Raw genomic sequence first — 22,232 nt, 5'->3', positions numbered from 1 at the left:
GGGTTATTTTTCCACCGGGGCGGGGAAAAATAACCCTGGCCCCTTTTCCGTAGCCAAAAATAACCCTGGCCCCTTTTTGTATCTTGCTTTGCGGTAAGCGGGCGCGGGATAATAGATGCTCACCTCAGGCTGCCTTCCATGCTCATCAAACGCAAATCCATCGAACAAGTAGAATCCTCCCGTCCTGCCTCGAAGCCGGCCTCCAAGCCGGCCAAAGCGGCGCCAGCCGCCCGCAAGATCAAGTACGCGCCGGTCACCCTGTCCGAGCAGGACGGCGTGCGCTATCTGCACTTCGGCACCGAATGGGTGCAGGGCGCGATGCGCATCCGCAAGCCGGACTGGCCGGAACTGGAATACGCGCAGCAGATGATGGCGTGGATGCTCTGGGTGGAACAGCCGCGCCGCATCGCCCAGCTGGGCCTGGGCACGGCTGCGCTGACCAAGTTTTGCTACAAGCACTTTCCGCAGGCCGACGTCACCGCCATCGAACTGAACCCCTCGGTGATCGCCATCTGCGAGTCCATGTTCAAGCTGCCGGACAACGACGAGCGCCTGCACGTGCTGGAAATGGACGCGCTCGATTATGTGCACGACAAATCGGTGCACAACACCCTGGACGCACTGCAGGTCGACCTGTACGACGCCACCGCGCGCGGCCCGGTGCTCGACACGCCCGAGTTCTACCAGGCCTGCAACGCCTGCCTGGCCGACGGCGGCGTGATGACGGTCAACCTGTTCGGCGACCACCCGAGCTACGCCAAGAATATCAAGGCCATGAAGTTCGCCTTTGACCAGGTCGTTTGCCTGCCGCAGGTGCATGATGGTAACGTGGTGGCGATCGCCTTCAAGCAAAGCCGACCCATGGACCTGGAAGCGCTGAAGGCACGGGCCGCGCAGATCGTGGCCGACACCAAGCTGCCCGCCAAGTCCTGGGTCAAGGGCATCGAGCAAGCGCTGCAGAAATAAACCGCGGAGACCGGCGCCAGATGAAAGCACTAGACCTGCAACAAATTTTCACCTGGCTGCTGGCCGACGGCCTGGTCGACAAGGAACACGTCAAGGCGGCCTACGCGCAGGCCCAGGGCATCCTCAAGAACACGGTCGGCTCCATGCACCCGCTGTGCGCGGTGGCGCACTGCAAGCTGCATCCGCCCCAGGCGCCGCACAAGCTGCTGACGCTGGACACGCTGACCGAATGGCTGGCCGGCCACGCCAAACTGCCCTTCTACCGCATCGATCCGCTCAAGATCGACTTCACCAAGGTGGCCGACGTGATGTCGGCCAGCTATGCGGCGCGCTTCAACATCCTGCCGGTCGAGCTGACCATGGACACGCTGGTGATCGCCACCGCCGATCCCTATGCCCACGAATGGGAAGCCGAGATCGCCAAGGTATCGCGCCGCGCCATACGCCGCGTGATCGCCAACCCGCTCGACATTGCCCAGTACACCTCGCAGTTCTTCGCGCTGGCCAAGTCCATCAAGAAGGCAAACAAATCCACCGGCCAGGACCTGGCGCTGCGCAACAACTTCGAGCAGCTGGTGGAGCTGGGCAAGAGCAACCGCCAGGTCGACGCCAACGACCAGCACGTCATCAACATCGTCGACTGGCTGTGGCAGTACGCCTTCGAGCAGCGCGCCTCGGACATCCACCTCGAGCCCAAGCGCGACCTGGGCATGATACGTTTCCGCATCGACGGCGTGCTGCACCAGGTGTACCAGGTGCCGGCGGTGGTGATGATCGCCATGACGGCGCGCATCAAGCTGCTCGGCCGCATGGACGTGATCGAGAAGCGCCGCCCGCAGGACGGCCGCATCAAGACCCGCACCGCCGGCGGCCAGGAGATCGAGCTGCGCCTGTCGACCTTGCCCACCGCCTTCGGCGAAAAGCTGGTGATGCGCATCTTCGACCCCGAAGTGGTGGTCAAGACCCTGCCCGAGCTCGGTTTCCCCGAGGACGACGCCGCGCGCTGGGACGCGCTCACCCAGCGCCCGCACGGCATCATCCTGGTCACCGGCCCCACCGGATCGGGCAAGACCACGACCCTGTACACCACGCTCAAGGCGCTGGCCACCTCGGAGGTCAACGTCTGCACGGTGGAGGACCCGATCGAGATGGTGGAGCCGGCCTTCAACCAGATGCAGGTGCAGCCCGGCATCGACCTGACCTTCGCCGACGGCGTGCGGGCGCTGATGCGGCAAGACCCGGACATCATCATGGTCGGCGAGATCCGCGACCTGGCCACCGCCGAGATGGCGATCCAGGCCGCGCTGACCGGCCACCTGGTGCTGTCGACGCTGCACACCAACGACGCGCCGTCGGCCGTGATGCGCTTGCTGGAACTGGGCGTGCCGCACTACCTGCTGGAAGCGACCTTGGTCGGCATCATGGCGCAGCGCCTGGTGCGCACGCTATGCCCGGACTGCAAGTCGCCCGACGGCCAGATCGCCGACGACGTGTGGCAAGGCATAGGCGGCGCGTGGAAGCTGCCCAAGCCGGAGCGCATCTACCGCCCGGTCGGCTGCCCCGAATGCCGCCAGACCGGCTACCGGGGCCGCACCGGCATCTACGAGCTGCTGACGGTGACGGAGGCGTTCAGCCAGCAGGTGCAGGAGGAAACCGACATCGCCGCGCTGCGCCGACAGAGCGTGGCCGACGGCATGAAGCCGCTGCGCATCGCCGGCGCCTACAAGATCGCCGAGGGCGTCACCAGCGCCGAGGAGGTACTCAAGGTGACCTCCGCGCTGGCGTGACAAAAAAAGCCCGGAAAAGCCTTTGCAAGGCGCGGCGAGCTGTATATAATACGGCCTCTTTCGGGTCGTTAGCTCAGCTGGTAGAGCAGCGGACTTTTAATCCGTTGGTCGCAGGTTCGAATCCCGCACGGCCTACCACGAATACAGCAGTACAGATCAGGGTTAGTGAGCGCAAGCTCCCTAACCCTTTTTTGCGCGCGCTTAAAAAATATTCCCAACCGGGGAACCGCGTTGCGGCGCGCAGCTACCTCTCAGGGCCGCGCTGCGCCGCCGTATTGCTTCACGATCGTGTCATACGAACTGTTGGCGCGGATGATCTTCAGGCCGGCATTGAAGGCGTCGCGCACGCGCGCGTCGCGAAATACCGCCTTGCGCGGGCTTTCCGGGAAAATCCTGTGATAGGTCACCGCCTGCGTGGAATCGATCTGCGGTTCGAGCTTGTCGCTGAAGTAGCGAAAAATCAAGCGGTCTCCGACCACCACATCGACCCTCCCGTAAAGAGCAGCTTGTTTTGCGTGATCTGGGAGGGCAATTCCCTATAGTCCGAATGGCCGCTCACGACCAGACTAAAGCGCTCACCCAGAACCATGCTGGCATTCTGGAACGCCGCCACCGAATAGTTGGACAAATCCTCAATTTGCCGCAGTTTCAAGTTGCGGCTGGTGAGCGTGGTCGCGACGTTTTGGTAAACGATGTAAGCGTCTGTAAAGTAATCTTGGCCACCGATTCCTTCCGTCGTCGACAGCATGCCGTCGAGCTGGCCGGCACGCAGCATCGCCAGCGCTCGCGTCTGCGGCAACATCTGGCCAACCAGCTTGTAGCCGCCTGCCGCCAGCGCCTGCTTGGCAATGTCGTAATCGAGGCCCGCCGTACCCGACTCCATGATGTAGGGTGGCTTGGGCAGGCCCATGCCGACATACACTTCCTGCAGTCTCGCATCTTGTGCGCGCGCCGTTTCGCCCCGCGCGCCAGCGCAAGCGAAGGCCAGGATGACAAAGAGCGGCCATTTTCCCGGCCGCGCTCGCAACTGTGGCGTATGGTGAAACAGCATGCGGCCTCCCCCCCAAAGCTGCGGGTGATAGCTAGAGAATATACCAAGCTGAGTGAAATTTATACCCTCATGGCATTCGCGGACTGACTGTCAATCCGATGATCGCAGGTTCGAATCCCGCACGGCCTGCCAGAATACGCATTAGCAGATCAGGCTTACCTGCTCCGGCGCGTAAGCCTTCGTTCACCGGAACCCGATTTTTACGGTGTCGCCGCTGCTGTCAAGCGCGACGACGGTGACGACCACGCCATCAACCGTCACCGAATCGCCCGCGCGCAAGGCCGCGTCGGTGAACCAGGCCCGGTCCGTCGAGCCGGGACGGGGCTGGGTGACGTAGCCGCCCTTCAAATGGCCTGTGGTCATGTCCACCGTGTAGACCAGCACGCCCTGTTCCCCGGGCTGCATGGCATCGTAGCCTTCGATCTTGCGCGATTCCATCACCAGGATCCTGGACGCGCTCAACGGCACCATGGCCACCTTGGTATCGGCATTTTGCCGCACCAGCGGGCTCAGTTTGACGCTGGTGCCGGCCGCCGTCAGACTGGCTTTCGGCAGGCATGCCACTTGCGATTTGCTCAGCCAGCCTTGCAAATACCGGTCCCAGCCATTGTGCTCGATCGCCCCGTTCGACCAGCTGTTCGCCATGATCCCCCAACTGCCCAGCGTTGCCGATTGATGGTCCAGGTCTTCGTCGTAGAGGCCGAAGGCATGCCCGGTTTCATGGGCCATCCATTTCCACTGGGCGCCGACGACACCGTTCTGTTCGTTAAAATACATATCGGCGCCGCCGGTCGCGCCATTGGTGACGTAGCCGGCATCGATCCAGTACGGATGGGTAATCGCCGGTCCCCAACCCATTTTGGCCATCGGCATTTGCTGCGGCACGAGAAAGTAGACAGCATCGTATTGGCTGTAGTCGACCAGGCTCTCGGTCAGGCCCAGTACGCCCTTCGCGTAGCTGCCCGGGTCGCCGGAACCGACCGTGGCGCCGTACCCGAAATCCTTGGGGCTGAACGGCACCCTGACCCAATTGGGCACGATGTCGAAATCGAAGGCGAGGCGGCCATAGGATTGTTTCAGATAAAAATCACGCACATTATCGGCCAGCGGCGTGAAGAATTTAACCGGATCATCGCCCCCGTTTACGTCGGGGAAATCGACGGGCACGATCAGCGCGCGTATGCGGCCGTAGGAGGGCAAGCGCCAGCCCACTTTGGGAAAGCCCGCCGACAGACCGATACCGTCGATGGTACGCACGGGCGTGACCTGATCGAGCAACTGGCAAGCGGCGCTGGCCTGGAAGCTGGCAGTCGATTCGATGGCCGAGGCGATCAATGCATCGCGCTTTTGCTGGACTACCGCCGTGGGCGTCTTGATGACGCTGACCGTCAGGGAATAGACGCCGTTCGCGTCGGGAACTTTCCCCGGTATCGACACGCCCGCGCCTGCGACCGGCAGCGCCACAGTGACGGGAATGACGCCGCCGGCATTCGCGCCCGCGCCTGCGATGGACCCGCCACCCGACGATGAAACGGACACGTTGTAGCTGCGTCGCGCTGTATTGTCGTCGTTCGCTTTCACTGTTTGGAATACATAGTCGCCTGGCGCCAGAGGCAAATACACGCTGCCGTCCGCCGCTGCGGCGGCAAAGCTGAATGCCCCTCCCTTCGGCTGTATGAAGATACCGGCGGCCCCGGCGGACGTGCTCGGCGTAAGCGGGTCATAAATCCACAACTTGAGCGTCGATCCGGCCGGCGCTGCGCCAAGACCGGCGGGGATGACGGGCGTGGCCGAACTGGCTACGGGCTGCTCGAGCGCGGCAGCCACTTGCAATGTATAGCGGGCCCGCACAAAAATAGTGCTGGTGGTGTTCGGCTCCACGACGTCGAAGACATAGGCCCCGGCCGCCAGCGTCATACTCAAGGCGCCGTCGGCAGACGCGGGAACAAATTGGAAATCTCCGCCATTCTTACTGATGAATATTCCTGGCGAGCCTAGCGCAACAGCAGGATTGCGGGGATCATAGATCCACAATTTCAAATTCGTCCCGGCAGGGGCGCCAGCCACGGTGCCGGGCACGGCGGGACCAGGCCCTGTGGCCGTGGCCGGTATCACCAGGGCGCCGGCCAGGATAGTCGGATTTTTCGCGGAGACCGAGTTGATGGCCGGGATGGCTTTTTGCGGATAGCTCAGGCCAACCTCGCTGTAAATAATGCCGCTTTGAATGGTACCCTGCAGCGCGGCCTTGTTTTCAGCGCTTTCACTGAAACCCGCCAGCACGCCGGCGACCGTGTCCATGCCCTGGTCCAGCACACCGAGCCAGAAGACTATCCCGCCGGCGTCGCCGGCGCGGCCCAACACGTTCTGGTACAACATGTCGACAATCTGGCGATGGGTCGGCGCCGCGCCGTAGGCGCTCTTGAATTCAGCCGAGCCGACAAACCCGGCGGCAACCTCTCTCAGGCTCATGCCGGCGTCCATCGCACTGATCCAGAACCCGAGTCCGCTGTAATCCGGCGCGCGATTGAAAGCGGCCTTGTAAATCCGGTAAGCCTGGCCGGCAACCGCGTCGCCCTCCATTGCGACCGACACATCGGCAAAGCGCAGTCGCGCGGTGGCGGCGACATCCGTGGCGCTTTCAATGCCCAGCTTGTCAACCACGGCAAATCCGCCCGCCGTTTTGACGATGGTGTAATCCTCTATCCCGCCCCGGAAGATCTGGATAGCGTTTGACGCGGGCGCCGAAGCGAGCAGCCTCTTCGCTGGCAGCGCTTCCCTATCGCTGCCGCCCCCGCACGCCGACAACGCAGAAATGGCCAGAACGAGCATCCAAGCCAGCGGCTGTAGCGGGAACATTGGAAGCCCGAAGTAATTGCAAGGAAGAACAATATATTCTTTTTTTAGCAATCTGCAAATTTATTATGAGAAATTTCTCAAGGCCGCGCGCTGCCGAGGTATTGCCTGACGATGGCGTCGTACGTGCCGTTGGCGCGGATGATCCTGAGGCCGGCGTTGAAGCCGTCGCGCACGCGCATGTCGTGAAACACCGCCTTGCGCGGGCTTTCCGGAAAAATCTTGTGGTAGGTGACCGCCTGGGAGGAATCGATCTGCGGTTCCAGCTTGTCGCTGTAATAGCGGAATATCAGATAGTCCCCCACCACCACGTCCACCCGCCCCGTGAACAGCAGCTTGTCCTGGGTGATCTGGGTGGGAAATTCCTTGTAGCGGCCGTGGTTGGCCACCACCTTGCCGAAGCGATCGCCGAGCACCATGCTGGCGTTCTGGAATGCCGCCACCGAATAATGGGCCAGGTCCTCGACCTGGCGCAGCTCCAGATTGCGGCTGCTCAGCGTGGTCGCGACGTTCTGGTAAACGATGTAGGTGTCGCTGAAGTAGTCCTGCCCGCCTATCCCTTCGGTGATCGACAGCATGCCGTCAAGCCGGCCGGCGCGCAGCATGGCCAACGCGCGCGCTTGCGGCAGCGGCTGCCCAAGCAGTTTATAGCCGCCCGCTGCCAGCGCCTGCTTTGCAATGTCGTAGTCCAGGCCAGCCGTTGCCGACTCCATGATGTAGGGCGGCTTGGGCAGACCCATGCCGACATGCACCACCTGCAATGTCCCGTCGCCTGCACGCGCCGCGCCACATGGCGCGCACGCGAGCGCGATGGCTCCGGCGATGGCGATGGCCCGCCTGACAGCGGACAGCGGTCGCTCGCCTGCTCGCGTTCGCAGCTGTAGTGAACGGTGAAGCGGCATGCTGACCCTGTGCGATGAGTGGAACTGACACATTACACCACGCCGGACACCGTTGATAGCCTGATGATGGTGATTGGCAACGCCCTAGGGCGGCGCCCGTCCCTTCCCCCCATCGCGCCATACTGCCGGTCACGCCTCCGTTCCGGCCTTTCGTCGACGAAGTCTTGCCAGTCCGGCAATTCAAGCTTAGTCTGCTCGAACACTCACCAAGGAGACCATGCCTATGTTCAAACTGACCCAGTTGTGCGCCGCCGTCCTGCTGCTTGCCGTTGCGCCTATGTTCGAAGCCCAAGCCGCCGCCAGCGTGGCCGTCGCCCCAAGCACGCAACAGGACCTGGTCCAGCGCATCGACGCCATCGCCGCCCCCTACATCAAGGCCGACGGTCCGGGCATGACGCTGATCGTGACCAAGGACGGCAAGACCTTGTACCGCAAAGCCTACGGCATGGCAGACGTGATGGCGAAGACGCCGATGCAGGCCGACATGGCGCTGCGCCTCGGCTCCATCACCAAACAGTTCACCGCCGTCGCCGTCATGCTGCTGGCGGACGAAGGCAAGCTCGCCGTCGCCGACCCGGTCACGAAATACCTGCCCGATTTTCCCGAGCACGGCATCACCATCGAGCACCTGCTCACGCACACCTCCGGCATCGTCAACTACACGGACAAGGCCAACTTCCCCAGCATGGCCGCGCAATCCTTGCCGCTGCCGCAGATGATAGACCTGTTCCGCAACGATCCGCTCGACTTCAAACCGGGCACGCAATTCAAATACAGCAATTCCGGTTACTTCCTGCTGGGCGCCATCATAGAAAAAGTAAGCGGCACCGGCTATGCGGCCTTCCTGCGCCAGCGCATCTTCACGCCGCTGGGCATGGACCATACCGGCTACGGCGACAGCGACCCGGCGGGCATCGCGCGCGCCAGCGGCCACGCGCCCGGCCCCAACGGCGTGCAAGGCGCAGGCCCGATGAATATGGCCTGGCCGTATTCGGCCGGCGCGCTCACCTCCAACGTCGACGACCTGGCGCGCTGGAACGAGGCCATACGCATGGGCAAACTGCTCAAACCGGATTCCTGGAAGCGCGTGTTCTCGCCTTACACCCTGGCCGGCGGCAAGGCCAGCGATTATGGCTACGGCTGGAATATCGGCAAAGTGCGCGGGCACGCCAGCTGGAGCCACGGCGGCGCCATCCCGGGCTTCCGCTCCGAGGCGGCCTACCTGCCCAAGGATGGCATCTACGTCGCCGCATTGAGCAATATGATCGGCCCCGGCAGCGCGCCGCTGCCGCTGATCGTCAACAAGGCCGCCGCGCTGGCGGCCGGCGACGCCTATCCGGAACCAGTGAAGGTGAGCCTGTCCGAGAAGGTGCTGGACGGCATGGTCGGCGTCTACCAAATCAATGACAAGGCCACCCGCGTCATCCGCCGCGACGGCGACCATCTCGTCATGCAGCGCAGCGGCGGCCCCGCGACGCCGATCTGGCCCCAGTCCGAGACCGGCTTCTTCATGAACGACTCGCTGGTCCAGCTGGAATTCCAGCGCGACGCCAGCGGCAAGGTGACCGCCATGAGCGTCACGCAGGACGATGGCAGCAGCAGCGTGCAGCAGCGCATCAGCGACGCGCCACCGGCCGCGCCGGCGGAAATCAAACTGGCCAACACCGCGTTCGACGAGTTCGTCGGCCGCTACGAAATTGCGCCCAACTTCATCATCACCGTCAGCCGTGACGGCGACAAGTTCGTGGCCCAGGCCACCAACCAGCCCGCGTTCCAGATCTTCCCCCGCTCCGAAACGCGCTTCTTCGTCAAGGTGGTCGATGCGGAACTGCAGTTCGACAAGGACGCTTCGGGCAAAGTGAGCCAGATGGTGCTGCACCAGAACGGCCGCGCGCTGCCCGGCAAGCGCCTGTAAGGCCGGCAAGCAGGCCGGCGCATGGCCGGCCTCGCTCCGCGAGTTTCGCCGCTTACCTCGCTTCCGGCGGCAGCGCCGCCAACGGCGCTGCGAAGGTCGCGTGCGCCGCCGCGTCCACCGGCCTGTGCTTGACTTGGACGCGGGCCGGATCATTGCCCAGGTAGTTATTGTTCTTCCAGTTGCGCGCCGGCCGAACCGGCCGCTTCTCGAAGCCGCCGCCGCAATTCGGGCAGACATTGCCCAGCACGCTGTCGACGCAGTCCGCGCAGAAGGTGCATTCATAGCTGCAGACGCGCGCGTCCGCGGCGGCGGGCGGCAGCGCCTTGTTGCAGTGCTCGCAGCTCGGTCTCAATTCCAGCATGGTAGCTCTCTAGTCGTTGAAGTCCGGCCATTTTAGACATGCTAGACTTGGCATTTATGACATTCATGATTGAAAAACCGCCACACTATGCCCCAAGCGATCACCCCGGTCTGGATACTCGTCTTCCCCGATTTCCTGCTGCTGGACGCTACCGGACCGGTACAGGTTTTCTCCAGCGCCAACGACGACCGCCGCGACGCGGGGCAGGCAGCCGCCTATGAGATAGGGCTGGTGTCGCTAAGCGGCGGAGCGGTCAAGTCCTGCTCGGGCGTGGAAGTGCTGACCAAGCCGCTTCCGCCGGCCTGTGCCTTGAACGGCACGACCATGATGGTGGCCGGCGGCCGGGGCGTCCTGGCCGCGCTGGCCGAGCCGGCACTGGTGGACTGGGTGGGGGCGGCGCACGGCACGGCCAGGCGCTGCGCCTCGGTCTGCACCGGCGCCTTCCTGCTGGCCGAGGCGGGCTTGCTGGCCGGCCGGCGCGCGGTCACGCACTGGCTGGACACCGGCAAGCTGCAGCGCGATTATCCCGCCGTGCAGGTGCAGGACGACGCCATCCACATCAAGGACGGCTCGGTGTACACCTCGGCCGGCATCACCGCCGGCATCGACCTGTGCCTGAGCCTGGTGGAAGAAGACCTGGGCCGGGCCGCTGCGCTCAGCGTAGCCAAGCGCCTGGTGGTGTACCACAAGCGCCCCGGCGGCCAGCGCCAGTTCAGCTCGGAACTGCTGGCGCAGGCCTGCGGCGGCGGCCTGGCGGAGCAGCTGGTGCAATGGATGCGGCCGCGCATCGGCGAAGAGATCGACGTGGACCGGATGGCGGAAGCGCTCGCCTTGTCGGCGCGCAGCTTGCACCGGCGGTTGCGCCAGGAGGCGGGTCTGTCGCCGGCGCAATTGCTGGCGCGGCTGCGGATGGAGACCGCCTGCGGCCTGCTCGAATCGGCCGGCTGCTCGATCAAGCAGGTGGCGCGGCTGTCGGGCTTCGGCACCGAGTACAACTTGCGCCGCTCGTTCGCGAAGCACCTCGGCGTGCTGCCGACGGAGTACCGCGACCGGTTTGGCTGAAGTGTTAAATTTTCCTGTAGGAACTTTAAATGTGAAACCAGCATGATAAAATGCCATCTTCTGCACGGAGACTCACATGACTGAACAACGCGGCCCCGAATCGGAGCAACGGCGCTTCCGCCGGCGCCTGGCCATCCTCGCTGCCGTCGCGCTGCTGGGCATCCTGGGCCTGGTCGGCCGCCTGGTCTGGCTGCAGGCGGTACGCGGCGCGCAGGGCATGCTCTGATGCCGCGGAGATTCAAGTCCCTGTTCGCCATGCTGGACCCGCAACTGACGCTGTGCATCGTCCTGCTGCTGGGCACCGGCCTGGCCACCATGTACTCGGCCGGCTCCGACTTCCCCGGCCGCTTCGCCCTCCACGTGCGCAACATCCTGATTGCGCTGGGCATCATGTGGGCCGTGGCCAGCGTGCCGCCCCAGACCATGATGCGCTACGCCGCGCCCATCTACACTGCCGGCCTGCTGCTGTTGCTGGCCGTGTCCATGCTGGGCGAAATCAAGAAGGGCTCGCGCCGCTGGCTGTACATCGGCTTCGACTTCCAGCCATCCGAAATGATGAAGATCGCCATGCCGCTGATGCTGGCCTGGTTCTTCCACCAGTGCAGCGGCATGCAGCGCGGAAAAACTTTCGTGATAGCCGGCATATTGCTGCTGATCCCGGCTGCGCTGATCATGAAACAGCCCGACCTGGGCACCGCAGTGCTGGTGCTGGCGGCCGGTTTCTACGTCATCGTGCTGGCGGGACTGTCGTGGCAAGCTCTGGCAGCGCTCGCGGCGACGGCCGCCGTCAGCATCCCCATCGCCTGGCCCAGGCTGCACGAGTACCAGCGCCAGCGCGTGCTCACCATGCTCAATCCGGAAGCGGACCCGCTGGGCAAGGGTTTCCAGATCAAGCAGGCAGGCATCGCCATCGGTTCCGGCGGCCTCGACGGCAAAGGCTGGCTGCAAGGCACGCAGGGCCAGCTGGGCTTCGTACCCGAGCGCACCACCGACTTCATCTTCTCGGTGTTCGCCGAGGAGTTCGGCCTGGTCGGCATCCTGGTGCTGCTGATGCTGTACTTCATGCTCATCGCGCGCGGCCTGATGATCACCGCCAACGCCACCACGCTGTTCTCGCGCCTGCTGGCCGGCGCCATCACGATGATTTTCTTCACCTATGTCTTCGTCAACATCGGCATGGTGAGCGGCATCGTGCCGGTGGTCGGCGTGCCGCTGCCCTTCATCAGCTACGGCGGCACCGCGCTGGTGACGCTGGGCGTCGGCGCCGGCATCCTGATGAGCATCCGGCGCCAGCGCGCCTGATACCGGCCAGCCATGCGCCCGCCGCCACGCCGCCAAGCTCCCGCCCGTCCGGGTCTCCTGCCGGGCCTGCCGTCGGGCAGCTCGTCCCGGCCGCCGCAGGGCCTGACACTGGGTATGACGCTGGGTATGACGCTGGGCCTGTGGCTGGGCATGATGCCAGGCCTGCCGCTGGCGGCTGCGCATGCTCCAGCAAAGCCAGCAAAGCCAGCAATGTCAGCAATGTCAGCGACATCGGCGGCACGAGTTGCACAAGCCGGCCAAGCGGCGCAGGCCGGTCCGGCCGCACCGGCGCACCAGCTGCGCTTCGAAAACCTGAGCGGCCTGCATTTCAGCATGCCCACCAACTCGGTGCTGTCGCTGGCGCAGGACGGTCAGGGTCTGATCTGGATGGGCACCCAGAACGGCCTGTACCGGCACGACGGCCAGCGCTCCGCCATCTACCGCAACGATCCCGCCGAGCGCCACAGCCTGCCGGGCAATCATGTCAGCGCCATCTTCCGCGACGGCCGCGACCGCATGTGGTTCGGCACCAGCAACGGCCTGGCGCGCTTCGATCCCGAGCGCAGCGCCTTCATCAGCTACAACCCGGCCTCCGCCACGCTGTTCGTGCGCAGCATCATCGGCGACGGCCAGGACGGCCTGTGGCTGGGCACGGCGCAAGGACTGCAGCACTTCGACACGGCCAAGGGCGCTTTCACGGCCTATGCGCACGACCCGGCACGACCGGGCAGCCCCGCCACCGACCGGGTCGAGGCGCTGGCGCGCGACGCCGACGGCGGGCTATGGCTGAGTGCCTGGCCCGCGGGCATCGACTACCTGGCGCCGGGCGCCACCGAATTCCGCCACTTCCAGCCCGACGACCGCGCCGCGCCGAACGCCAAGCGCAACACCGTCAACGCCTTGCTGGTCGATGAACAGCAGCGGCTGTGGATAGGCACGGCCAGCGGCGTGCTGCGCTGGGAGATCGGCACCCCATGGGCGGCGCGCGCAGTGCTGCCGGCGCCGGACGGCGTGGCCGATTTTTCCGTATATACCGTGTACCAGGACAATGCGCGCACCGTCTGGCTCGGCACGCAGCCGGCCGGGCTGCTGCGCTGGGATGCGCAGCAACAACGCTTCGCCAGCTACCGCCACCAGCCGGGCGACCCGAACAGCCTGCCGTCCAGCCGCGTGCCCTCGGTGCTGGTGGACCGCAGCGACACGCTGTGGGCCGGTACCTGGGACAGCGGCGCCGCGCGGGTCGACCTAGCGAGCCAGGGCTTCGGCCGCTTCATCCCCGGCGCCGACGCGCGTGAAGCCCAGCCGCGCGGCAACGTGATCGGCAGCCTGAGCCACGCGGACGGCGGACGGCTGTGGCTGGGCGGCCCCAGCGGCGTGCGCCTGTACGATCCGGCCAGCAACCGCATCGTGCAAAGCTTCCGGCACGACCCGGCCAAGCCCGGCTCGCTGTCGAACGACTTCGTGATCGCGGTGCTGCAGCCGCCGGGCGGCGCGCTGTGGGTCGGCACCTCGACGGGATTGAACAGGCTGGACCCGGCCAGCGGCCGCTTCAAGGAATACCGCTTCGGCCAGCAAGACCGCAATTTCGTGCGCGCCATCGCGCTCTCGCGCAGCGGCGCGCTGTGGCTGGGCACGGACGGCGGCGTGCTGCGTTTCGATCCTGCCAGCGGCAAGGCCGAGGCGCTGCCACAAGGCAAAGAGGCCAGCGCCATGGCCAACGCAGGTGCGCTGCTGGAAGACAGCAAGGGCCGGTTATGGATAGGCAGCCCCTACGGGCGCGGCCTGGATGTGCGCGGCGCCGACGGCCGGCTACGCACCTACCGCGCGGACCGCCGTCCCGGCAGCCTGAGCAACGACTTCGTCAACCGCATCTACGAGGACAGGCAAGGCCGCATCTGGGTCGGCACGCGCAGCGGCCTGAACCAGGTTGCCGAGGACGCCGCCGGCGCCCTGCGTTTCAGCGCCAGCACGCGCGACGGCCTGTCGGCCATGGACGTCGCGGCCATCGAAAGCGACAGCGACGGCCAGCTCTGGCTCACCGTCGCCGGCGCCGTGCTGCGCTTCGACCCGCTCAGCGGCGCCGTCTCCAGCCACTACGCGTCCGACGGCATCACCTCGGGCAACTTCGTCGGCGGCGCCTCGCTGGCCGGCGCGGACGGCACGCTGTATTTCGGCGCCTTCCAGGGCATGAGCATGGTGCGCCCGGCCGCCATCCGCGGCAACCACATCGCCCCGCAAGTCACGGCCACCGGGCTAAGCGTGATGAACCGTTCGCTGGCAGTCCTGCCGCGTCCCGCGCAAGTGGAGCTGGACGGCACCGTCAACGCGCCCACGCGCCTGCAGCTGCCGTGGGACATGTCGACCTTCTCGCTCGAATTCACCGCCACCCATTTCGCCGATCCCGACCGCAACCGCTACGCCTACCGGCTCGACGGGCTGGACACGGACTGGATCGCGGCCGACGCGGCGCACCGCGTGGCCACCTACACCAGCTTGCGGCCCGGCCGCTACACGCTGCGCGTCAAGGCGGTGACGAAGAACGGCGTGTGGAGCGCGCGCGAGCTGGCGCTGCCGGTGACGGTGACGCCGCCGTTCTGGTCCACCTGGTGGTTCGGCTGCCTGGCCGTGCTGCTGGCCGTGCTGGGGCTCGGCGTGCTGTACCGCTGGCGCGTGCGGCTGCTGCGCCGGCGCCAACTGGAACTGGAATGGCTGGTGGCCCAGCGCACCGGCGAACTGGCGGGCAAGAACGCCGCCTTGACCAGTGCCTACGCGGCGCTGGAAAACCTGAGTGTGACCGATCCGCTGACCGGGCTGCGCAACCGCCGCTTCATCGAACAGAAGCTGCCGGCCGACGTGCAGCTGATCCTGCGCCGCCACGAAGCGCCGGTGGCCGCGCCGGCGCCGCGCAACGCCGCGCTGATCTTCTTCCTGATCGACCTCGACCATTTCAAGAGCGTCAACGACCGCCACGGCCACCCTGCCGGCGACCGCGTGCTGCTCGCCATGCGCGAGCGGCTGGAGCAAGTGTTCCGCGACAGCGACTTCCTGGTGCGCTGGGGCGGCGAAGAATTCCTGGTGGTCGCGCGCGACACCGACCCGGCCGGCGCCAGCGCACTGGCCGGCCGCGTCTGCGCCGCCGTGGCCGAGCAAGCCTTCATGCTGGAAGACGGCAGCCTGCTGCGCCAGACGTGCTCGGTGGGCTACGCCTGCTTCCCGTTCGCGCCCGCGCAGCCGCGCCTGCTGAGCTGGCAGCAAACCATCAAGCTGGCCGACCTCGGCCTGTACGCCGCCAAACGCAGCGGCCGCGCGGCCTGGGTCGGCCTGGAGTGCGGCGCCGCCATCCCCGCCCGGCAGCAAGTGCAATCGCTGCTGGACGCCCCCGGCGCGGCGCTGGAGCGCGGCCAACTGGCGGCCGTCTCCAGTCTCGGCGGCGACGCGCTGGCGGCCGCATGGGACACCCTGCCCGCAGCGCTGCCGACTTAACCGGCGCGGCCGAACAATATCTCAGCAAGGATACGCATGACTTTCAAATCCCACGGCATCAAACGGCTCCTGTACGCATGCTGCGCCTCAGCCGCATTCTCCGCCACGGCCCAGGCTTGCGGCACGCGCGACGGCTGCATCACTGCAATCATGGCCGCCGCGCGGGCAGGCGATCAGGTCACGCTCGCCTTTTATATCAATGAAAACGGCAAACCGGTGGGCGTACGAAAAGTCGGTTCCAGCGGGCACATTGCACTGGACCTGGCAGCGATGACCGGCGTCGTCACCTGTCAGTTCAGCGCCGCCGTCATCGACGGCAAGCCGGCCGCATCGTGGCTGGCATTACAGTATACCTGGACGCTGGAGCAGGAGTAAGGCCGCCACACAGCTTGACGTTGCCTCAAACGCAGCCTATATATTCTGGAATTTCAGACGATCAATGGCAGGACGCGGTTGCTGCCGTGCCTGCCACAGATCGAAACTCGCCTGCATATGCAACCAGCTCTCCGCATCCCCCCCCAAGGCTGCAGCCAAGCGTAATGCAAGGTCGGGACTGACCGGGTCCAAGCCATCCAGCACTCGCAGCAGGAGCACATGCGGCACCCCGATGCGCGCGGCAAAATCCTCGGTGGAAAGCCCCGTTTCCGAGAACACGCCATCCAACAACACTTGGCCGGGATGAGGAGGGTTATGCATCGATGCCATGGAAAGTCCGCTAGTGATAATCGCGGTAGTCTACCAAAACCGCATGTTTGCCTTCGAACTTGAAAATCATACGCCAGTTCCTGTCCACCCGCACAGACCAATGGCCTTCCAATGCGCCTTTAAGAGGATGCAGATGCCAGCCAGGTAAATCCATTCCCTCCGCGCTGGGAGACGCGTCAAGTTTCGCCAACTGAGCCCGCAAACGTGGCGCATGCCGGGCTTGGATGCCCGCCTGTGAACCGGTTTCGAAATAGCGCTGCAGGCCCTTGTGCCGGAATGTCTTGATCATCGGCCGAGTATATGCTCGCCGGAAAGCCTTCACGCACCGTCTGCCCCGGCATTGACACGCATCAAACGTTCGGCCGCACGACGCCCGCAGATTGGCTCCTGGGGCAATTGCCGTCGCGGATGGGCTGTGCAACACTGGGGTGGCCGCGCAACGCTGCATCTGGGGAGGGAAACATGTACGACTACATCATTGTCGGCGCCGGCTCGGCCGGCTGCGTGCTGGCCAACCGGCTGTCGGCCGACCCGGCCGTCCAGGTCTGCCTGCTCGAGGCCGGACCGCGCGACAGCAGCCCCTTCATCCGCCTGCCGATCGGCATCCTGTTCCTGATGATGAGCAAAACGCTGAACTGGCGCTATTACACCGAGCCGCAGGCCGGCCTGTACGGGCGCCGCCTGTTCTGGCCGCGCGGCAAGACGCTGGGCGGCAGCAGTTCCAGCAATGCCATGGTCTACACGCGCGGCCACCGCGGCGATTACGACCATTGGGCCGCGCTCGGCAACCGCGGCTGGAGCTACGCCGACCTGCTGCCCGTCTTCAAGCGCGCCCAGCACCACGAGCCCGGCGCGGACGATTTCCACGGCGGCGGCGGTCCTCTGAACGTGAGCGCGCAGCGCTCGCCCAACGCGCTGACCCAGGTCTTCCTCGACGCCGGCAAGGCGGCCGGCTACGCGCTCAACGACGACTTCAACGGCCCCAGCCAGGAAGGCCTGGGGCGCTACCACCTGACGCAGAAAAACGGCGAGCGCTGGAGCGTGGCGCGCGCCTATCTGCACCCGGTGCGCAAGCGCCCCAACCTCACCGTCGTCACCGGCGCCCACGCCAGCCGCATCCTGATGGAAGGCAAGCACGCACGCGGCGTGGCCTACCTGAAAAACGGCAAAGCGCAGCAGGCGCTGGCCAGCCGCGAAGTCATATTGTCCGGCGGCGCCATCAACTCGCCGCAGTTGCTGATGCTGTCCGGCATAGGCCCGCAGGACGAACTGGCGCGCCACCGCATCCCGCTGCTGCACCACCTGCCCGGCGTCGGCCAGAACCTGCAGGACCACCTGGACGTGATGCTGGTGCAAAAATGCACGCAGCCGGTATCGCTCGGCATCTCCTGGCGCAACCTGCTGGCGCAGGCCGGCCACCTGCTGAACTACCTGCTGCGCCGCCAGGGACCGTTCACCACCAACTCGGCCGAAGGCGGCGGCTTCGTCAAGAGCCGGCCGGAACTGGCCGCGCCCGACCTGCAGTTCCACTTCACCCCGGCCACGCTGGACGGCCACGGCCGCAACCTGGGCTACGCCAGGTCCACCATGCTGGGCCACGGCTACGCGCTGCACGTGTGCGACCTGCGCCCCAGGAGCCGGGGCCGCATCGGCCTGCACAGCGCGGACCCGCTGGCGCACGCGCTGATCGAACCCAACTATCTGTCCCACCCGGACGACCTCGACAACATGGTGCGCGGCGTCAAAGCGGCGCGCGCCATCCTCGCGCAGCCGGCCTTCGATCCCTACCGCGGCGCCGCCATCCACCCGGGCGCGCCGCTACAGAGCGACGACGAGATCCGCGACTTCGTGCGGCGCCAGGCGGAAACCATCTACCACCCGGTGGGCAGCTGCAAGATGGGCCACGACGCCATGGCCGTGGTGGACGACACGCTGGCCGTGCACGGCCTGCAAGGCTTGCGCGTGGCCGACGCATCCATCATGCCGACGCTGGTGGGCGGCAACACCAACGCGCCCACGGTGGCCATCGCCGAGAAAGCGGCCGACATGATACTGGCCGCCCGCACAGCCGGCGTTGCCGCCTGGACCGGAGCGGCCCCCGCGCCCAGCCCGGCCGCGTCCGCCCCGGCCGCCACATGAGGGCGGCTCGCGCCCCGATTGACAAGGGGCAAGGTTTTGTCCACTATCTGACGCTTCATTCCTTGAAGAGCCAGTGCCAATGAAACCTGTTTCCCTGCTGTCACCCCTGACCGCCCTGCTGCTGAGCGCCGGCGCCTCACACGCCTGGGCCGCCGAATTGCCGGCACCTTCGACCGCCACCGCCGCTGCGGCAAACGCTGCGCCAGCGGCCAAACACGCCATCACGCACGAGGACGTATGGCTGATGAAGCGCGTCGGCGCACCGGTGCCCAGCCCGGACGGCATGTGGGCGGTGTTCCCGGTCACCGACACCGCCTACGACAGCAAGGAACAATGGTCCGACCTGTGGATCAAATCGCTCAACGACGACAGCGCGCCGCGGCGCCTGACCTTCTCCAAGGGCGGCGAAGGCAGCCTGAACTGGTCGCCGGACAGCCGGCAGCTGATCTTCGTCGCCAAGCGCGACGGCGACGAGGCCGGCCAGATCTACCGCATCGACGTGGCCGGCGGCGGCGAGGCGCAGCGCCTGACCACGCTCACCCTGGGCGCCCGCTCGCCCAAATTCAGCCCGGACGGCAAGCGCATCCTGTTCGTCAGCGACCTCTTCCCCGGCAACACCGACGAGGAATCGGTCAAGAAGAGCGCCAAGGAACGCAAGGACCGCAAATACAGCGCGCGCGCCTACGAATCCTTCCCGCCGCGCTTCTTCGACAAATGGCTGGACGACAAGCTGGTCCGCCTGTTCGTGATGGACGCGCAGATCGGCGCCGTGCCCAAGGACATCCTGTCCGGCAGCACGCTGTCGGCCCAGCCGGGCTTCGGCGGCAGCCAGGGCGACGAGGGCCAGTCGCTGGACGCGATCTGGGCACCGGACGGCAAGACCGTGGTGTTCTCCGCCGCCACCAACCGCGACCAGCTGGCGCGCGCCTCGGCCTACACCCAGATCTTCGCGCTGCCGGCCGGCGGCGGCGAAGCGCTGCAGCTGACCGCCGACAAGCACAGCTACAGCAAGCTGCAATTCTCGCCGGACGGCAAAACCCTGCTGTGCCTGACGCAAGCCGAAACCGAAGGCAAGGTCTACGACCTGGACCGCCTGGCCAGCTTCGCCTGGCCGCTGGCCAGCCCGACGCCCAAGATCCTGACCGCCGCGCTGGACCGCTCGGTCTCACGCTACGCGCTGCCGTCCGACGGCAAGCGCATCTACTTCACCTTCGAGCACGCCGGCCTGGAGCAGCTGCATTCGATCGCCTACGCCGGCGGCGACGTGAAAGCGGAAGCCTCGGCCGCCACCGGCAGCATCAACGCGCTGAACGCGGGCGGCAAGGCGCTGGTGGGCGTATGGGAATCGGCCATCAATCCGCCGGAAGTGTTCGCCTTTAACGGCAGTGGCGCGGGAAAAGCGCCCAAGCGCCTGACTTCGTTCAACGTGGACCAAGCCGCCGGCATCGACTGGCAGGCGCCCGAGCATTTCTGGTTCAACACCCCGGACGGCCGCCAGATCCACAATATGATCGTCAAGCCGGCCGGCTTCGACCCGGCCAAAAAATATCCGCTGTTCGCCGTCATCCACGGCGGCGCCGCGAACATGTGGCGCGACCAGTTCGTGCTGCGCTGGAACTACCACCTGCTGGCCAAGCCGGGCTACATCGTGCTGCTGACCGACTATAAAGGTTCGACCGGCTACGGCGAGGAATTCGCCCGCTCCATCCAGTTCGACCCGCTCAAAGGCCCGGGCGACGAGGTCAACCAGGCGGTCGACGAAGCCGTCAAAAAATACAGCTTCGTCGACGGCAGCAGGCTGGCGGCGGGCGGCGCCAGCTACGGCGGCCACCTGGCCAACTGGCTGCAGGCGACCACCACGCGCTACAAGGCCATCGTCTCGCACGCCGGCGAGATGGACCTGGTGATGCAGTGGGGAACGAGCGACAGCGTCTACGGCCGCGAAGTCAACAGCGGCGGCCCGGTATGGGGCAACCTGCCGGTGTGGCGCGAGCAAAGCCCGATCATGCAGGCCGGAAACCACGAGAAGGGCACGGGCTTCAAGACCCCCATCCTGATCACGGTCGGCGAACTGGACTACCGCGTGCCGGTCAACAACGCGCTGATGAATTTCGCCGCGCAGCAGCGCCTGAACACGCCGAGCAAGCTGGTGGTCTTCCCGGATGAAAACCACTGGGTGCTCAAGGGCGAGAACAGCCGCTATTTCTATAACGAAGTCCACAACTGGCTGGGGAAATACCTGAAATGACCGTTGCAAACTGGTGTATCGTGGCCGCCTGCGTGCTGCCCAATCTCACGGCGCTGCTGCCGAAAGCGGCATCGATCATGCAAGGCCGCAAGGCCGATGGCGGCATCTACGACAACAAGATGCCGCGCGACTGGTCGGCCAGGCAGACCGGCTGGAAGAAGCGCGCGCTGGCGGCGCACCTGAACGGCTACGAGGCCTTGCCGCTGTTCGTGGCGGCGGTGCTCCTGGCCCAGACGGCGCATGTGGACCAGGCCCGCGTCGACATGCTGGCCCTGGCCTTCATCGGCATCCGCGTGCTGTACAGCGCGGTCTACATGGCCAACTCCGGCTGGCTGCGCACGCTGCTGTGGCTGGCCGGCCTGGGCGACTCCATCTACCTGCTGGCGCAGGCCTAGGGTCCGCACTCAGGATTCGAAGTCTTCCAGCTGTTCGATGCGGCGCTGCGTGAGCAGTGCCTTCCACGCGTGCGGCGCCACCGCAGGATAGCGCACCGCGCCCAGCGCCACCCAGGCGTCGCGGTAGGCCAGCCACGCGCGCTGCGTGATGCGCACGCCCTCCTTGGTCACCGTGCCCATGTCCGGCCCGCCATCCTTCTGCGCCGGCTGCTGCAGCACGCGCTGGTAGACCAGGTTCATCTTCTTGTCGAGCTGCTGGAACTGCTGCTCCGAATAGCGCGGCACTTTGCCCTTCTCCGCGTCCTGCACGTCGTGCGCGAACAGGTCCAGCTCCTCGCCGTGGGCCTCGATCGCCAAGGCGTCGCGCAAGGTTCCGCTCATGTCCGTTTCCTGGTCGGCGCGGCGCGCCGCGAACTGCTCCAGCGCCTGCTGCAGCCGGGCTGCCGCGATCTGCTGGCCGGGCTGCCAGGTCTTCATGATGGCCGCCAGCTTGACCGCCCTCGCCTTGCTGTCCAGCCTGTCCTGGATCAGCGCGCACTGGCCGCCCATATAGCCGCTGGTGATGTCGTCGCACTGGTCGAACGGCCTGGCTTCATGGTGCAGCGCGCGCTCGTTCAAATGGGCCACGCGTCCGTCCATCTCGGCCGGCGCGGCCGGCAGCGAGCAGGCGTATTTGAGCGCCAGGTCGTGGTTGCGCGACACGCCGTAACCGTTCGCGTACAGCATCATCAGCACCGTGGCGTCGCTTTCCGCATAGGCGCAATGGCGCACCTGCTCCCAGTCGGACGGGGTGGCGCCGGGGCGCTGGCGGGTGTCGTAATAGCGGTCCTGGGCGCCGCACTGGCGCAGGCCGTGCAAGGCGCCGGCGGGCGGAATGTCGCGCGCGGGCGGCTGCGCCGGCCGTACCGCCATGCACTGGCGATACCAGGGGGCGCCGGGGTCGCCCATGCTGCCCATGGCGGAGGTATTCGGATAGTCCGCTTGCGCCGCCGCCGGCAGTGGCAACAGGGGCAGCAGGGGCAACAGCAGACTCAGCGAAAAAAAACCGGACCGGCTCATGAAC

19 protein-coding genes and 1 tRNA gene are annotated in these 22,232 nt (G+C 65.9%); 12 read left to right on the top strand and 8 right to left on the bottom strand.

Features of this window, described 5'->3' with window-relative positions:
- Window positions 1-138: 138 nt before the first annotated feature.
- The 3 genes from ACSQ8Y_RS00355 (at window position 139) to ACSQ8Y_RS00345 (ending at window position 2,891) form a co-directional block, all read left to right on the top strand.
- A complete protein-coding gene (locus ACSQ8Y_RS00355; RefSeq protein ID WP_436264487.1) occupies window positions 139-966 on the top strand; it encodes a spermidine synthase in 828 nt (275 codons plus the stop codon).
- Between the two features lie 20 nt (window positions 967-986).
- A complete protein-coding gene (locus ACSQ8Y_RS00350) occupies window positions 987-2,753 on the top strand; it encodes a GspE/PulE family protein (protein ID WP_436264486.1) in 1,767 nt (588 codons plus the stop codon).
- A gap of 62 nt (window positions 2,754-2,815) precedes the next feature.
- Window positions 2,816-2,891 (top strand) — tRNA-Lys (locus tag ACSQ8Y_RS00345).
- Window positions 2,892-3,004: 113 nt separating this feature from the next.
- Here the strand turns inward: ACSQ8Y_RS00345 and ACSQ8Y_RS00340 are convergent.
- The 4 genes from ACSQ8Y_RS00340 to ACSQ8Y_RS00325 all read right to left on the bottom strand — a co-directional run bounded on the left by ACSQ8Y_RS00340 (window position 3,005) and on the right by ACSQ8Y_RS00325 (window position 7,412).
- Window positions 3,005-3,217, bottom strand: coding sequence for a hypothetical protein (locus tag ACSQ8Y_RS00340; protein ID WP_436264485.1), 213 nt, complete (start codon window positions 3,215-3,217; stop codon window positions 3,005-3,007).
- The gene (locus ACSQ8Y_RS00335; protein WP_436264484.1) at window positions 3,214-3,804 is read right to left on the bottom strand and encodes a hypothetical protein; all 591 of its coding nucleotides are present in this window, start codon (window positions 3,802-3,804) and stop codon (window positions 3,214-3,216) included. The genes ACSQ8Y_RS00340 and ACSQ8Y_RS00335 overlap by 4 nt, the downstream gene beginning before the upstream one ends.
- A 183-nt stretch (window positions 3,805-3,987) precedes the next feature.
- A complete protein-coding gene (locus tag ACSQ8Y_RS00330) occupies window positions 3,988-6,711 on the bottom strand; it encodes a DUF4214 domain-containing protein (RefSeq protein WP_436264483.1) in 2,724 nt (907 codons plus the stop codon).
- A gap of 26 nt (window positions 6,712-6,737) precedes the next feature.
- Window positions 6,738-7,412: a substrate-binding periplasmic protein gene (locus ACSQ8Y_RS00325; protein WP_436269718.1), complete on the bottom strand. Its 675-nt coding sequence runs from the start codon at window positions 7,410-7,412 to the stop codon at window positions 6,738-6,740.
- Window positions 7,413-7,782: 370 nt separating this feature from the next.
- On the opposite strand from ACSQ8Y_RS00325, the gene ACSQ8Y_RS00320 reads away from it, so the two are divergent.
- Window positions 7,783-9,474 (top strand): serine hydrolase, encoded by a 1,692-nt coding sequence (locus tag ACSQ8Y_RS00320; protein WP_436264482.1) that lies wholly within the window; start codon window positions 7,783-7,785, stop codon window positions 9,472-9,474.
- A gap of 52 nt (window positions 9,475-9,526) precedes the next feature.
- On the opposite strand, the gene ACSQ8Y_RS00315 is transcribed toward ACSQ8Y_RS00320, so the two are convergent.
- Window positions 9,527-9,835 carry a DUF1272 domain-containing protein gene (locus ACSQ8Y_RS00315; protein ID WP_436264481.1) on the bottom strand — a complete coding sequence of 103 codons (309 nt, stop codon included), beginning with the start codon at window positions 9,833-9,835 and terminating at the stop codon, window positions 9,527-9,529.
- 87 nt (window positions 9,836-9,922) lie between these two features.
- Between ACSQ8Y_RS00315 and ACSQ8Y_RS00310 the strand changes: the two genes are divergently transcribed.
- The 5 genes from ACSQ8Y_RS00310 (at window position 9,923) to ACSQ8Y_RS00290 (ending at window position 16,057) form a co-directional block, all read left to right on the top strand.
- Window positions 9,923-10,897 (top strand): GlxA family transcriptional regulator, encoded by a 975-nt coding sequence (locus ACSQ8Y_RS00310; protein ID WP_436264480.1) that lies wholly within the window; start codon window positions 9,923-9,925, stop codon window positions 10,895-10,897.
- Window positions 10,898-10,973: 76 nt separating this feature from the next.
- Complete coding sequence (locus ACSQ8Y_RS00305; RefSeq protein WP_436264479.1) at window positions 10,974-11,123, top strand: hypothetical protein; 150 nt, start codon at window positions 10,974-10,976, stop codon at window positions 11,121-11,123.
- A complete protein-coding gene (gene rodA / locus ACSQ8Y_RS00300) occupies window positions 11,123-12,199 on the top strand; it encodes a rod shape-determining protein RodA (RefSeq protein WP_436264478.1) in 1,077 nt (358 codons plus the stop codon). Before ACSQ8Y_RS00305 ends, rodA begins: the two co-directional genes overlap by 1 nt.
- A gap of 219 nt (window positions 12,200-12,418) precedes the next feature.
- Complete coding sequence (locus ACSQ8Y_RS00295) at window positions 12,419-15,682, top strand: two-component regulator propeller domain-containing protein (RefSeq protein ID WP_436264477.1); 3,264 nt, start codon at window positions 12,419-12,421, stop codon at window positions 15,680-15,682.
- A gap of 36 nt (window positions 15,683-15,718) precedes the next feature.
- A complete protein-coding gene (locus tag ACSQ8Y_RS00290) occupies window positions 15,719-16,057 on the top strand; it encodes an energy transducer TonB (protein ID WP_436264476.1) in 339 nt (112 codons plus the stop codon).
- Between the two features lie 36 nt (window positions 16,058-16,093).
- On the opposite strand, the gene ACSQ8Y_RS00285 is transcribed toward ACSQ8Y_RS00290, so the two are convergent.
- Both ACSQ8Y_RS00285 and ACSQ8Y_RS00280 read right to left on the bottom strand, forming a co-directional pair.
- Window positions 16,094-16,387, bottom strand: a complete 294-nt coding sequence (locus ACSQ8Y_RS00285) for a HigA family addiction module antitoxin (RefSeq protein ID WP_436264475.1) — start codon at window positions 16,385-16,387, stop codon at window positions 16,094-16,096.
- A 10-nt stretch (window positions 16,388-16,397) separates the two neighbouring features.
- Window positions 16,398-16,676: a type II toxin-antitoxin system RelE/ParE family toxin gene (locus tag ACSQ8Y_RS00280; protein WP_436264474.1), complete on the bottom strand. Its 279-nt coding sequence runs from the start codon at window positions 16,674-16,676 to the stop codon at window positions 16,398-16,400.
- Window positions 16,677-16,849: 173 nt separating this feature from the next.
- On the opposite strand from ACSQ8Y_RS00280, the gene ACSQ8Y_RS00275 reads away from it, so the two are divergent.
- The 3 genes from ACSQ8Y_RS00275 (at window position 16,850) to ACSQ8Y_RS00265 (ending at window position 21,169) form a co-directional block, all read left to right on the top strand.
- A complete protein-coding gene (locus ACSQ8Y_RS00275) occupies window positions 16,850-18,526 on the top strand; it encodes a GMC family oxidoreductase (protein ID WP_436264473.1) in 1,677 nt (558 codons plus the stop codon).
- 79 nt (window positions 18,527-18,605) lie between these two features.
- Entirely contained in the window at window positions 18,606-20,774 is a 2,169-nt protein-coding gene (locus tag ACSQ8Y_RS00270; RefSeq protein WP_436264472.1) for a prolyl oligopeptidase family serine peptidase, read from the top strand.
- Window positions 20,771-21,169 carry an MAPEG family protein gene (locus tag ACSQ8Y_RS00265; RefSeq protein WP_436264471.1) on the top strand — a complete coding sequence of 133 codons (399 nt, stop codon included), beginning with the start codon at window positions 20,771-20,773 and terminating at the stop codon, window positions 21,167-21,169. Before ACSQ8Y_RS00270 ends, ACSQ8Y_RS00265 begins: the two co-directional genes overlap by 4 nt.
- Window positions 21,170-21,178: 9 nt before the next feature.
- Here ACSQ8Y_RS00265 and ACSQ8Y_RS00260 read toward each other — a convergent pair whose 3' ends face one another.
- Window positions 21,179-22,228: a lysozyme inhibitor LprI family protein gene (locus tag ACSQ8Y_RS00260; protein ID WP_436264470.1), complete on the bottom strand. Its 1,050-nt coding sequence runs from the start codon at window positions 22,226-22,228 to the stop codon at window positions 21,179-21,181.
- Window positions 22,229-22,232: the final 4 nt, after the last annotated feature.

It is taken from the genome of Pseudoduganella sp. LjRoot289, assembly GCF_964252925.1.
Classification (GTDB): domain Bacteria; phylum Pseudomonadota; class Gammaproteobacteria; order Burkholderiales; family Burkholderiaceae_D; genus Rugamonas.
This window is presented reverse-complemented; position numbering and strand designations above follow the sequence as displayed.

Coding starts and splice junctions, on each gene's coding strand:
- ACSQ8Y_RS00355 (WP_436264487.1), top strand. CDS start 139: ATGCTCATCAAACGCAAATCCATCGAACAAGTAGAATCCTCCCGTCCT.
- ACSQ8Y_RS00350 (WP_436264486.1), top strand. CDS start 987: ATGAAAGCACTAGACCTGCAACAAATTTTCACCTGGCTGCTGGCCGAC.
- ACSQ8Y_RS00335 (WP_436264484.1), bottom strand. CDS start 3,804: ATGCTGTTTCACCATACGCCACAGTTGCGAGCGCGGCCGGGAAAATGG.
- ACSQ8Y_RS00320 (WP_436264482.1), top strand. CDS start 7,783: ATGTTCAAACTGACCCAGTTGTGCGCCGCCGTCCTGCTGCTTGCCGTT.
- ACSQ8Y_RS00315 (WP_436264481.1), bottom strand. CDS start 9,835: ATGCTGGAATTGAGACCGAGCTGCGAGCACTGCAACAAGGCGCTGCCG.
- ACSQ8Y_RS00310 (WP_436264480.1), top strand. CDS start 9,923: ATGCCCCAAGCGATCACCCCGGTCTGGATACTCGTCTTCCCCGATTTC.
- ACSQ8Y_RS00305 (WP_436264479.1), top strand. CDS start 10,974: ATGACTGAACAACGCGGCCCCGAATCGGAGCAACGGCGCTTCCGCCGG.
- rodA (WP_436264478.1), top strand. CDS start 11,123: ATGCCGCGGAGATTCAAGTCCCTGTTCGCCATGCTGGACCCGCAACTG.
- ACSQ8Y_RS00295 (WP_436264477.1), top strand. CDS start 12,419: ATGTCAGCGACATCGGCGGCACGAGTTGCACAAGCCGGCCAAGCGGCG.
- ACSQ8Y_RS00290 (WP_436264476.1), top strand. CDS start 15,719: ATGACTTTCAAATCCCACGGCATCAAACGGCTCCTGTACGCATGCTGC.
- ACSQ8Y_RS00285 (WP_436264475.1), bottom strand. CDS start 16,387: ATGGCATCGATGCATAACCCTCCTCATCCCGGCCAAGTGTTGTTGGAT.
- ACSQ8Y_RS00280 (WP_436264474.1), bottom strand. CDS start 16,676: ATGATCAAGACATTCCGGCACAAGGGCCTGCAGCGCTATTTCGAAACC.
- ACSQ8Y_RS00275 (WP_436264473.1), top strand. CDS start 16,850: ATGTACGACTACATCATTGTCGGCGCCGGCTCGGCCGGCTGCGTGCTG.
- ACSQ8Y_RS00270 (WP_436264472.1), top strand. CDS start 18,606: ATGAAACCTGTTTCCCTGCTGTCACCCCTGACCGCCCTGCTGCTGAGC.
- ACSQ8Y_RS00265 (WP_436264471.1), top strand. CDS start 20,771: ATGACCGTTGCAAACTGGTGTATCGTGGCCGCCTGCGTGCTGCCCAAT.
- ACSQ8Y_RS00260 (WP_436264470.1), bottom strand. CDS start 22,228: ATGAGCCGGTCCGGTTTTTTTTCGCTGAGTCTGCTGTTGCCCCTGCTG.